Origin of the sequence: Erythrobacter sp. (genome assembly GCF_023653175.1) — a bacterium.
Lineage (GTDB): Bacteria > Pseudomonadota > Alphaproteobacteria > Sphingomonadales > Sphingomonadaceae > Erythrobacter.
The window spans coordinates 1-10,930 of record NZ_JAMNXL010000124.1; the positions used below are offsets into that span (position 1 = coordinate 1).

General features: G+C 68.0%; 9 protein-coding genes. 4 read left to right on the forward strand and 5 right to left on the reverse strand.

Annotation, left to right across the window (positions count from 1 at the left end; all coding sequences use genetic code 11):
• The 3 genes from NBV68_RS13365 to NBV68_RS13375 form a co-directional block, all read right to left on the reverse strand.
• Nucleotides 1-408 (reverse strand): Na+ dependent nucleoside transporter N-terminal domain-containing protein (locus tag NBV68_RS13365; RefSeq protein ID WP_296310571.1); only part of this gene is annotated, 408 nt, incomplete at its 3' end.
• Between the two features lie 80 nt (nt 409-488).
• Complete coding sequence (locus NBV68_RS13370; RefSeq protein ID WP_296310573.1) at nt 489-2,621, reverse strand: bifunctional TVP38/TMEM64 family protein/FAD-dependent oxidoreductase; 2,133 nt, start codon at nt 2,619-2,621, stop codon at nt 489-491.
• A gap of 50 nt (nt 2,622-2,671) precedes the next feature.
• Nucleotides 2,672-3,817 carry an FAD-dependent oxidoreductase gene (locus NBV68_RS13375; protein WP_296310574.1) on the reverse strand — a complete coding sequence of 382 codons (1,146 nt, stop codon included), beginning with the start codon at nt 3,815-3,817 and terminating at the stop codon, nt 2,672-2,674.
• 266 nt (nt 3,818-4,083) lie between these two features.
• On the opposite strand from NBV68_RS13375, the gene NBV68_RS13380 reads away from it, so the two are divergent.
• The 4 genes from NBV68_RS13380 (at nt 4,084) to NBV68_RS13395 (ending at nt 9,207) form a co-directional block, all read left to right on the forward strand.
• Nucleotides 4,084-5,802, forward strand: a complete 1,719-nt coding sequence (locus tag NBV68_RS13380) for an ABC transporter transmembrane domain-containing protein (RefSeq protein WP_296310575.1) — start codon at nt 4,084-4,086, stop codon at nt 5,800-5,802.
• A gap of 2 nt (nt 5,803-5,804) precedes the next feature.
• A complete protein-coding gene (locus NBV68_RS13385) occupies nt 5,805-6,848 on the forward strand; it encodes an HlyD family efflux transporter periplasmic adaptor subunit (protein WP_296310576.1) in 1,044 nt (347 codons plus the stop codon).
• Nucleotides 6,845-8,335 (forward strand): TolC family protein, encoded by a 1,491-nt coding sequence (locus NBV68_RS13390; RefSeq protein ID WP_296310577.1) that lies wholly within the window; start codon nt 6,845-6,847, stop codon nt 8,333-8,335. The genes NBV68_RS13385 and NBV68_RS13390 overlap by 4 nt, the downstream gene beginning before the upstream one ends.
• A gap of 116 nt (nt 8,336-8,451) precedes the next feature.
• Nucleotides 8,452-9,207 (forward strand): class I SAM-dependent methyltransferase, encoded by a 756-nt coding sequence (locus tag NBV68_RS13395; protein WP_296310578.1) that lies wholly within the window; start codon nt 8,452-8,454, stop codon nt 9,205-9,207.
• Here the strand turns inward: NBV68_RS13395 and NBV68_RS13400 are convergent.
• Both NBV68_RS13400 and NBV68_RS13405 read right to left on the reverse strand, forming a co-directional pair.
• A complete protein-coding gene (locus NBV68_RS13400; protein ID WP_296310579.1) occupies nt 9,197-9,796 on the reverse strand; it encodes a hypothetical protein in 600 nt (199 codons plus the stop codon). The genes NBV68_RS13395 and NBV68_RS13400 overlap by 11 nt on opposite strands.
• A partial coding sequence (locus NBV68_RS13405) for a M48 family metallopeptidase (protein ID WP_296310580.1) occupies nt 9,793-10,930 on the reverse strand: 1,138 nt, incomplete at its 5' end. The genes NBV68_RS13400 and NBV68_RS13405, both read right to left, overlap by 4 nt.

Genomic DNA, 10,930 nt, shown 5'->3' on the forward strand with positions numbered 1-10,930 from the left:
GGAAAGACCACCCACAATCCAGCGCAGCACCCCCCAGTGCCACAGCAGCGCGGAGAGCGCCGAAAAGACGATCACCAGCGGCAGGATCTGGAAGGCGATGACGAGCGGCGGCTGCGCGCCTGGCTTCAAGGCGAAAGGCAGCTCCGCCCCGCCGAGATAGCCGAACATGTAGGACGATCCCTTGAGCGTCGCCGCCTCGACCGCGCTGACCGCATTGTTGACGAGCCCAACCGCCGCCCACACCGCCGGCACGCGCACGATCAGCACCGCAAGCAGGCCTTGCAAGGCGAGCGCGCCGAGCATCCAGCGCCAGCCAGGCAGGCTCTTGCGGTTCTCGCTGACAGCCCAAGCAAGGCCCATCAGTACGGCGAGGCCGATGATCCCGCGCAGTTGATCGAACAGTTCCAAGAAGACGCCCCCTGTGCGCTATCCGCGCCCTTCTTGCCCAAGCGGCGCGCCAGCGCCAGCCCCCGAAATCCGGCGTCCCGTCAGCCGCGCATCCAGGCGTGATAACGCTCGACCCACACGAGCAGGCCTTCGGGCTTATTGGCGCGCTTCCAGTTGCCGGCCGCGAACTTGTTGGCCTCGGCCATGGTGGGGTAGGAGTGGATCGTGCCGAGGATCTTGTTGAGCCCGATCCCGTGCTTCATCGCCAGCACATATTCGGCGAGCAATTCGCCGGCATGCGCGCCGACGATGGTCGCGCCCAGCACTGTGTCCTTGCCGCCCGCAGGCGTGAGCACCTTGACGAAGCCGCGCGTCTCGCTCTCGGCGATCGCGCGGTCGAGATCGTCGAGCTCGTAGCGGGTGACTTGCACCGCGATGCCCTGTTCCGCCGCCTCGCGCTCGTTGAGGCCGACGCGCGCGACCTCGGGGTCGAGGAAGGTGACGGCAGGGATCACGCGGTAGTCCGCCTTGAACTTGCGAAAGGTGCCGAACAGCGCGTTGACGCTGGCATACCATGCCTGGTGGCTGGCGGTGTGGGTGAACTGGTAGGGCCCCGCGACGTCGCCGGCGGCGAAGATATTGGGGAATTTGGTGGCGAGGAATTCGTCGATGGTGACGGTGCGCCCCGTGTCCACCCCGATGTCCTCGAGCCCGAAACCGGTCAGCCGCGCCTTGCGGCCGATGGCGACGACGAGCGCGTCATAGGGCACCGCGACCTCCGCCCCGCCAGCTTCCGCAATCAGCGTGCGGTTCTCGATCCGCACCGCCTTGTGGCCGGTGAGCACCTTGACCCCGTCCGCCTCCAGCAGCTCGCGGGCAAGGCCCGAGACATCGGCATCCTCGCGCCCCAGCACCGCGTCGGCCATCTCGATCTGCGTGACGTCGCTGCCGAGCCGCGCGAGCGACTGCGCGATCTCGCAGCCGATCGGCCCGCCGCCCAGCACCACCACGCGCGGCGGGGCGGCGTCCATCGCGGCGAAGGCCTGCCACATGGTCTCGCTGGTGAGGTAGCCGCTGGTCTCGATGCCCGGGATTGGCGGCACCACCGGCTCGGCGCCGCTGGCGATGATGATGCTGCGGGTGGTGAGCCGCTGGGTGCCGCCTTCGTTGAGGGCGATCTCGACCGTCCAGGGGTCGATGATCTTGGCATAGCCCTTGACCACATCGACCCCGAGGCCGGTGTAGCGTTCAACGCTGTCGTGCGGCTCGATGGTCTTGATGGTATCGAGCACCCGCGCGATCACCGCCCTGAACGGCACCTCGGGCTCGACCGGCGTGAGGCCATACTTGTCGGCGTGGCGCATGGTGGCGGCGACCTTGGCGCTCTTGATCAGCGCCTTGGAGGGCACGCAGCCGGTGTTGAGGCAATCGCCGCCCATCTCGTGCGCCTCGACCAGCGTCACCTTGGCCTTCACCTGCGCAGCGATATAGGCCGACACCAGCCCCGCCGAGCCCGCACCGATCACAACCAGATTGCGGTCGAATTTTTTGGGCTTGGTGAACCCGGCATAGACCTTGCGGGCCTTGAGGAAGCCGATGATCCCCTTGGCGACCCACGGCACGAGGCTGAGCAGCACGAAGCTGCCGATGATCGCGGGCGAGGCGATGTCGGACGCGCTCTCGATCTGCGCCAGCTGCGTGCCGGCGTTCACATAGACGAGCGTGCCGAGCAAAGTGCCGACCTGCGTCACCCACACATAGGTCAGCGTGCGGATGCGGGTCAGGCCCATCACCAGATTGACCACGAAGAAGGGCACCGCCGGAATCAGGCGCAGGCTGAAGAGGTAGAAGGCGCCGTCTTTCTCAAGCCCGGCGTTGATCGCCTTGAGTCGATCACCGAAGCGCGCCTCGATGCTGTCGCGCAGCACGTAGCGCGAAGAGAGGAAGGCGAGCGTCGCACCGATGGTCGAAGCGAAGGAAACGATGATCGTCCCTTCGATCACCCCGAACAGCGCGCCCGCCGCCAGCGTCAGCACTGCGGCCCCCGGAAAGGATGCCGCCGTCACGATCACATAGATCGCGAAAAACCCGGCGATCACTAGAACCGCGTTCGCCTCCTGGAACGCGGCTACCTGTGTCTTGACCCCCTCGATCGTGAAATACTGCCCCAGATCGAAGATGAAATAGGCGGCGACCAGCGCGGCCAGCACGGCGATGATGGCGAGTTTCTTCACGAGACGCTGATCCCCTTATGGGCCCCGGTTCGCGCGCGGGCCCCTTGCGGTTACGCCCCGCGAACCAGCGCGGCGTATTTCGCGATCCAAGCTTTGTCGATCCGGTGCTTGAGGGCAAGCACCCATGACCCTTGCGCGCTCAGCGGGCCATAGCTGAGGATCGCCGAGCCGTCGCCGGTGTTCATCAGGTAGAGGCTGTGGCGGCGCGGGCGGTAGGCCGCCTGCGGGGCCTCGCCCGCCAGCGCCTTGCGCAGATTGGCGGCGAGCACCGGCCCGGCGAACACGGCGTGCACCCCCGCATGTGCGAGCGGGCGGTCAGTGCGCGCGGCGACGTCTCCGGCGGCGAAGATATGCGGGTGCGAGGGCGAGCGGTGGTGCGCATCGACGCTCAGGAAGCCGCCCGCGTCAGTCGCGATTCCGGAGGCGCGCACCCAGCCGGGCGCGGCGCTGCCGGTGGCGGCGACGACCAGATCGGCCGGTTCGAGCGACCGCCCGCCTGCCATCAACGTGCCGCGCGCGAACGCCGCATCGGCCGCGACCACCGCGATCCCCTGCCGCGCGAGGGCCCTGGCAACGCGCGCGCGCACCGCGTCTGCAAAGCCGGGGAGCAACCCGCCGCTTCCCGTCGCCAGCGTGACCTCGGGGCGAGGCGCCGCGCCCGCGAGGTTGCGTAAGCCGAACGCCAACTCCACGCCCCCCGCCCCGCCGCCCGCAATCACCACGCGCGCCAGCCCCTGCCGGGACGCGCGCAGTGCGGCGAGGCGCTCGACGAAAGCGCCGATCGGGCGCACCTCGATGAGCCGCGGATCCTCGCCCAGCAACGCCGCGCCGCGCGCCTCGCCGCCTGTGTCGAAGCTGGCGATGTTGAAAGCAACCGCGCGCCCGCCCGCGGTGGTAACCGCCCGCGCCTCGGGATCGAGCGCCACGCAGCGGTCGAGGAGCAGCTCCACCCCGGCGCGCGCCGCCAGCGCCGCGAGATCGACCAGCCCGTCGCCCGCTGCGTGCTGCCCGGCGAGCCAGCCCGGCACCATCCCCGAATAGCGCAAGGCAGGCTCGGGCGTCAGCAGCACCGCGCGCGCGCCACCCGGCACGCCCCGCCGGATCCAGTCCGCCAGCACCGCGACATGCGCATGCCCGCCGCCCACCAGCAGCACATCGGCGTCAATCCGCCTGCTTCGCGCCTTCTCGTCCGTCATCACCCCCGCTTCATTGCGCGCGGTTCATCTGCCCGCAAGCTTTGCGCGCTATCGGGGCACCGCGATACTTTATTACCTCTCATTATTTGCCAATCCCTGTATCCTCAAGAATTTGCACATATTGTTGCGCACGGAACCCGCAAGGCTCCGAAACATTGATCGCTTGCGGCGCGGGACGGTTGCAATAGAGGCAAGATACCCTTGGGGCATTCCGGCTCCGGGGCATCGCATCGCAAGGCTACGGGTTTCGCAACGGAAAGGCTGACATGGCAGGGGAAGGCCAAAGTTACGGCTCCAGAATCAGTCTCGTGAAGTTCTTCAGGATCTTCTTCGACATCCTGAAGCCCGAGGCGAATTTCTACTGGCTGGCGGCCGTTTACGGCATCGGCATCAGCCTGCTGAGCCTCGCCACGCCGATTTCGGTGCAGATGCTGATCAACACCATCGCCAACACCGCGCTCACCGCGCCGCTGGTGGTCCTGTCGCTGACGCTGTTCGGCCTGCTCACCATTTCGGTGCTGCTCTATGCCTTGCGCGTGCACCTGATGGAGATCTTCGCCCGCCGCTTCTACGCGCGCATGGTCGCGGAAATCGCGCTGATCTCGGTCTACGCCCAGAACCCGTTCTTCTCGGACGCCAAGAAGGGCTCTCTGTTCAACCGCTATTTCGACGTCGTCTACGTCCAGACCGCGATCCCGATCCTGCTGATCGGCGGCTTCACCACGCTGCTGCAGATCGCGGTCGGCTTCGTGCTGGTGAGCCTCTACCACCCCTATTTCCTCGGCTTCACGCTGGTGATGATCGCGCTGATCTGGGTGGTGTGGCTGATCTGGGGCGCGCGCGCGCTGCGCACCGGGGTCGATCTCAGCCACGCCAAGCACACCACCGCCGCCTGGCTCGACACGATCGGCCACTCCAACGGCTTCTTCAAGTCGCAGCGCCGGATCGACTACGCGCTCGACAAGACCGACGATCACACCCGCGCCTACATCAACGAGCGCCGCCGCCACTTCCGCCACCTCTTCGCGCAGACTCTCGCCTTCCTGCTGATGTATGCCGCTGCCAGCGCCGCATTGCTGGGCCTTGGTGGCTATCTGGTGATCCAGAACGAGCTCACCCTCGGCCAGCTGGTCGCCGCCGAGCTGGTGCTTTCGGCCGCCTTCCTGGGCGTCTCGCAGCTCGGCAGCTACCTCAACTACTTCTACGATCTGTTCGCCGCGGTCGAGGAAATCTCGCAGTTCTACGATGTCGAGCAGGAACAGCCCAAGGGCGCCGATCCCTTCGACGGGCCCGACCACACCATCGTGTTGAAGGGCGTCAAGGGCCGCGCGCGGCATGAGGACGTGCAGTTCGATCTCGAGATTCCGGCGGGCGCGATCATCATGGCCGCCGCCAGCCAGCACGGGGTGCAGCGCCTGTTCACCAACCTGCTCAAGATGCACGTCCTGCCCGAGGGCGGCTTTGCGACGCTGGGCGGCATCGACATGAAGGCGATCGAGGCGCACCACCTGCGCAAGAACGTCCACGTGCTCGATCGGCCGAGCATCGTCGAGATGACGATCCGCGAATATCTCGCGCTGTCCTGCCCCGACACCGCACCGCAGCGGATGCTGAGCGCGCTGGAGACGGTGGGCCTCGCCGGCACCATCGCAACACTCGAAAAGGGCCTCGACACCCCGCTCGCGGCGACCGGCTACCCGCTTTCGGCAGTCGAGCTGCAACAGCTCAAGCTCGCCAACGCGCTGCTCGAACGCCCGCGCATCCTGGTGCTCTCCCGCCTGTTCGATCTGCTCGAGCCCGAACCGATCGAACGCGCGGTCGCCGAGCTGCGCGCGCAGGCCTACAGCACCGTGATCTATTTTTCGGGCCGCCGGATCGACCTGGGCTTCGACCGCTTCCTCTATCTCGAAGCGCACCGGCAGCGCAGTTACGCCAGCTTCGACGAATTCGCCGCCGCCACCGGCATTGCTGCGCAGGGAGCCTGACCATGGCCACGCTCAAGGAAGACATGGCGCACTTCACCACCCTCGCGAGCATCAAGGTGCCGCGGGTGATGCGGGTGGTGTTCTTCATGATCCTCGCCGCGATCATCATCACGATCGCCTTCCTGATCTATGTGCCGTGGGTGCAGACCACCTCGGGCATGGGCGTGGTCACCACGCTGAGCCCCAACGAGCGGCGGCAGGACATCAACGCGCTGGTGCCGGGCCGGATCGAGGAATGGTACGTGCGCGACGGCAGCACAGTGAAAAAAGGCGATCCGATCGTGCGCATCGCCGATATCGACCCGCGCCTGATCGAGCGCCTGCAGGCCGAGCGCGCGCAGATCGAACTCCAGCTCGAAGCTGCCAAGTCCGCGCTCGCCACCGCCCGGCTCGACGAGCGCCGCAGCCGCGAGCTGTTCGAGGCGGGGCTCGCGGCGCGGCGCGATTACGAGGCCGCGCAGATCCGCATCGCCGAGCGCGAGGGTCAGGTCGCCGCCGCGCAGGCCGCCTTGAGCCGCGCCGACGTCAACATCTCGCGCCAGTCGGTGCAGATCGTGCGCGCGCCGCGTGACGGCTTCATCCAGAGCCTCAACGCGGGCGATGCCGCCACCTTCATCAAGGCCGGCGACGTGCTCGCCACCTTCGTCCCCGACGGCGCGGCGCGCGTGATCGAGATCTTCATCGACGGGCGCGACGTCGCGCTGGTGCGGCCGGGCGATGCCACCCGCATCCAGTTCGAAGGCTGGCCCGCGGTGCAGTTCTCCGGCTGGCCCTCGGTCGCGGTCGGCACCTTCGGGGGCCGGGTGATCTCGGTCGACCAGTCGGCGCAGGTCGACGGGCGTTTCCGCGTGCTGATCGCCGAGGAAAAGCTCGACGGCTATGGCTGGCCGGAAGAACGCTACGTCCGCTTCGGGGCGGCGGTGCAGGCATGGGTGCTGCTCGAGACCGTGCCGGTCGGCTACGAGATCTGGCGCCAGCTCAACAACTTCCCGCCGCAGCTGCCGGCGCCTTCTACCAACGGCCAGAGCACCGGGACGCCCAAGTGACGCACAGGCGACGACCCGGACTGCTGCTGTCCACTCTTGCACTGGCGCTGCTGTGTGCGGGCAGCGTCGCCGCCCCGGTGGCAGCGCAGGATATCGAACCCAGTGCCGAGCCGCTCGAGACCGCGCTCAAAACGGGGCCGCTCACCCCCGACGAAGTCCTGCGCTCCGCGGCACTGACCTTCCCGCAGGTGCTCGAAGCCTTCGAGCGCGAGGCCGCCGCGCGCGCCGACCAGCTCGGGGCCGACGGCGCCTTCGACCTGATGCTCAAGGGCGAGTATTACGACCGGCTCTCCGGCTTCTATTCGGGCGGCTTCGGCAAGGTCGAAGCGCGCCAGCCGCTGCGGCCCTACGGCGCCGAGGTGTTCGGATCCTACCGCGTCTCGAACGGCGATTTCCCGACCTACGAGAACTATAATTACACCAATGCGCTCGGCGAGGTGAAAATCGGCGCGCTGTTCTCGCTGCTGCGCAATCGCGACATCGACGGGCGCCGCTTCGCCATCGAGGACACCCGCCTTGCCGCCAGCCAGGCAAGGCTCGACGTGCTGCTGGTGCAGCTCAATGTCCAGCACGAGGCGCTGCGTGCCTATTGGCGCTGGGTCGCGGCGGGCGAGGAGATCCGCGTCTTCGAGGAACTGCTCGAAATCGCCGAGGCGCGGCAGGTGGGTCTCACCCGCGAGGTGAACGAGGGCGCGCGCGCCCGCATCGCGCTGGTCGAGAACGAGCAGAACCTGCTGCGCCGCCGCACGCTGCTCGAGCAAGCCCGGCGCGATTTCCTCACCGCCGCGAACAGCCTCGGCTTTTACCTTCGCGGGGAGAGCGGGCAGATGGTGGTGCCGACGCGCGAGATGCTGCCCGATCTGGCGCGCATGCGGGCGGTGGCGCGGCCCGAGGTGCTCGCCGCTACGCCGGTCAGCGAAGTGATCGCGAATCGCCCCGAGCTCCAGACCTTCAAGCTCGCGCTCGAACGTGCCACCAACCGGGTGGCGCTGCGGCAGAACGACCTGCAGCCATCACTGAACGCCTCGGTCGAGCTGTCGCGCGATTTCGGCCAGATCGGCCCCGGCGGGCCCGGCTTCGATTCGACCGACACCGTGGTCGGCCTCACCTTCTCCGTGCCGCTCCAGCGCCGCACCGCGCAGGGCGCTGTCCAGCGCGCCGAGGCCGAACTGCGCGAAACCGAGCTGCGCCAGCGCCGCATCACCGACCAGATCACCACCGATGTCGCCAACATCCTCGCCAATCTCGGCGCGGCGATAAGGCTCGCCGATCTTGCCGATGCCGAGGTCAAGCAGGCGAACGCCATGGTGCAGGCCGAACGCACCCGCTTCCGGCTCGGCGCGGGCGAGTTCTTCCTCGTCAACGCGCGCGAGGAAACCGCCGCCAACGCCCGCATCAGCGCAATCCGCGCCGCGCTCGCCGGGCGGCTCGCCGAAGCGAGCTTCAACGCGGCGACGATGAATCTGAAGGCGCTGGGGCTGGAATAGCCCGGGCGCCGACCAGCAATCCGCCACGCTGGCTGAAACTCCGCTTGCCCAAGTCGCGCCGCGCCGCCATGGCACGCAAAATCGCGCACTCGCGCGTGTCCGAGACCGCTTGTTCCATGACAACCAAATCCCTGACCGGCCTCCTCGCCATGCCCTCGGAGACTGGCCCTGAAGCCCGCCGCACGCGCGGCGAGCAGGCATTCCAGATCGCGTTCGGCGCGGTGCAATGGCCGTGGCTGCTGCGCAGTCTCTACGGCGGCACCCAGGCCGAAAAGCAAAGGCTGCTGGCGCGTCTCGCTCTGGCGGGGGATTCCCTGCCCAATCTCGGCAGCTGGAAAGCCGACACCTACCTGCTCCACCGCATCGTCGACATCATCGAGGAGACCCGCCCCGCGACGGTCGTCGAGCTGGGCTCGGGCGCGACCTCGCTGGTGATCGCGCAGGCGCTGGCGCTTCACGGGGGCGGCGCGCTCCATTCCTACGACAGCCACGCGCCTTTCGTGACCGCGATGGAGGCCTGGCTTGCCGAGCATGGACGTACGGCCGCGTTCCGCCACGCCCCGCTGGTGCAGCGCGACGTGCGCTGGCCGGGGCTGTGGTATGCGCTGACCGAGGTGCCCGGCCCGATCGATCTGCTGGTGATCGACGGCCCGCCCTGGGCGGTGCATCCCTTCGCCCGCGGCATGGCCGAACGCCTTTTCCCGCTGGTCGCGCCGGGCGGCACCGTCCTGCTCGACGACGCGGCGCGCCCGGGCGAGCGCTATGTCGCGCGGCGCTGGCGCAAGGCCTGGCCCGATTTCACCTTCCGTTACGAGGGCGCGGGCACCAAGGGGCTGCTGGTCGGCACCCGCCGCAGCGAGGTCAGAAGGTGACGCTCGCCATGATCTTCTCGACCTCGGCCTGATCGCGCTCGAAGAAATGGGTGGCGGGCGCAAGGAAGCTGATCAGATAGAGCTGCCCCTTGACCATCGTGCCGATCGCCACGCCGCGGCGCTTCAGCGGGCTGCCCTCGACCGAATATTCGAAGGCGAACTTGACCGCGTCCTGCCCGCCCATCTTGGCCGGTTCCACCGAGGTCATCTGGAATACCGAGGTGTTCAGCACCAGCCGGGTCGAGCTTTCGTAGAACTCCGGGATCTCGGTGAGATCGAGCTTGGCCGACAGCTTGGGGAGCGGGCGCTCCTTCTTCTGAATATCCCGGTAGAGCGTCGTCCCGGCGGGCAGGCCGGTGACGAAATAGAGCTCGTTGAGGTTGGTGCCGTCGCGCGTCCAGACCTCGCCCTGCTTGACCGGGCGGACGCTCCAGCGGTTCCATTTCTCGGACGGGGTGACCTTCATCGCGCTTTTGCCGACCGCGACGGGGGCGTTGGGTTCGACGAGCTTCCACCCGGCAATCACGGGCGCTGCGGGAAGCGCGACCAGCGCCGCGGCAAGGGCAAGGACGGACAGCCTCTTCATCATTCAACTCCTGCTAGGGTGCTTACCATGGCGCGATCGGGTGCGTCGGGGACGCGGCCGAGATATTCGCGGAAATCGGCGCGGGCCTCTTCGGCGCGTCCCGCCTTGCGCAGCGCATAGCCGCGCCCGCGCCACAGCTCGGGCAGATCGCCGCCGCGGGCGATGGCATCGGAATAGAACCCGACCGCAGCCTCGGCATCGCCCGGCGCGCCGCGGCGGCGGTGGAACTCGGCGCGGGCAAAGCCGCTCCACGGGGTCCAGCCATTGGCCTTGTCGATCGAATCGATGAGGAACAGGCTGCCGCCGTCGTCATTGAGCTTCAACTGGTCGTCGAGGAACTGCGGCCACCATGCCGCCAGCCGCGCGCGGTAGCGCTGCTCGCCGCTCTCGCCGCCGGGGGCAGTGCCGAGATCAGCGATCGCGGCGCGCAGGTAATCGACCCGCGCCTGGCTTGGCGGGTGGGTCGCGAACATGCCTGCCTTGCCCTTGCGCTTGTCCTTGTCGCGCCCGCGCGCCACCAGCGTCGCGTCGCGCTCGTCGAGCATCTGCTCCCAGATCAGCGGCACCTGCGCCGGATCATAGCCCGCAGCGGCGACAAGCTTGAGCCCGTCGCGATCGGCCTCCTCCTCCATCTCGCGCGAGAAGGCGAACAGGGATTCGAGCATGCCGATCGAGAACAGCAGGCCGACCCCGGTCAAGGCCAGGAAGGCGGCGGTGTTGCTCTTCTCCTTGGCCTCGCGGAACAGCTGGAGGCTGTGGCGGCGCTTGAAGTGGGCGAATTCATGGCCGAGCACCGCGGCCAGCTGCGCCTCGTTCTGGGAGCGCAGCAAGAGGCCCGACCAAACGGTCATCACCCCGTTGGGCGCCATGGTCGCGTTGAAATAGGGCGAGCGCAGGACATAGAGCCGGATATTGGCGCATTCCGGCCCGACCGTGCGGCACAGCACCTCGCGCATATAGGCGTTGAGATCGGCGTCGCGGATCACCTGTTTGGAGGTTCTGAGCGTGCGCTCGGCCTCGGCCATCTGGTGCCACAGCCCGCGCTCCAGATCGTCGGAGGGCTGGTAGGGGCCTTCGAACTCGGTGCCAGCAGGTATGGGGGCGGGAACCGGCGCCGGCACGTCCTGCGCGGCCGCA

What these genes read in the sequence shown, in the direction of transcription:
- NBV68_RS13400 (WP_296310579.1), bottom strand. Translation starts at nt 9,796, where the DNA reads ATGATGAAGAGGCTGTCCGTCCTTGCCCTTGCCGCGGCGCTGGTCGCG.
- NBV68_RS13385 (WP_296310576.1), top strand. Translation starts at nt 5,805, where the DNA reads ATGGCCACGCTCAAGGAAGACATGGCGCACTTCACCACCCTCGCGAGC.
- NBV68_RS13375 (WP_296310574.1), bottom strand. Translation starts at nt 3,817, where the DNA reads ATGACGGACGAGAAGGCGCGAAGCAGGCGGATTGACGCCGATGTGCTG.
- NBV68_RS13395 (WP_296310578.1), top strand. Translation starts at nt 8,452, where the DNA reads ATGACAACCAAATCCCTGACCGGCCTCCTCGCCATGCCCTCGGAGACT.
- NBV68_RS13380 (WP_296310575.1), top strand. Translation starts at nt 4,084, where the DNA reads ATGGCAGGGGAAGGCCAAAGTTACGGCTCCAGAATCAGTCTCGTGAAG.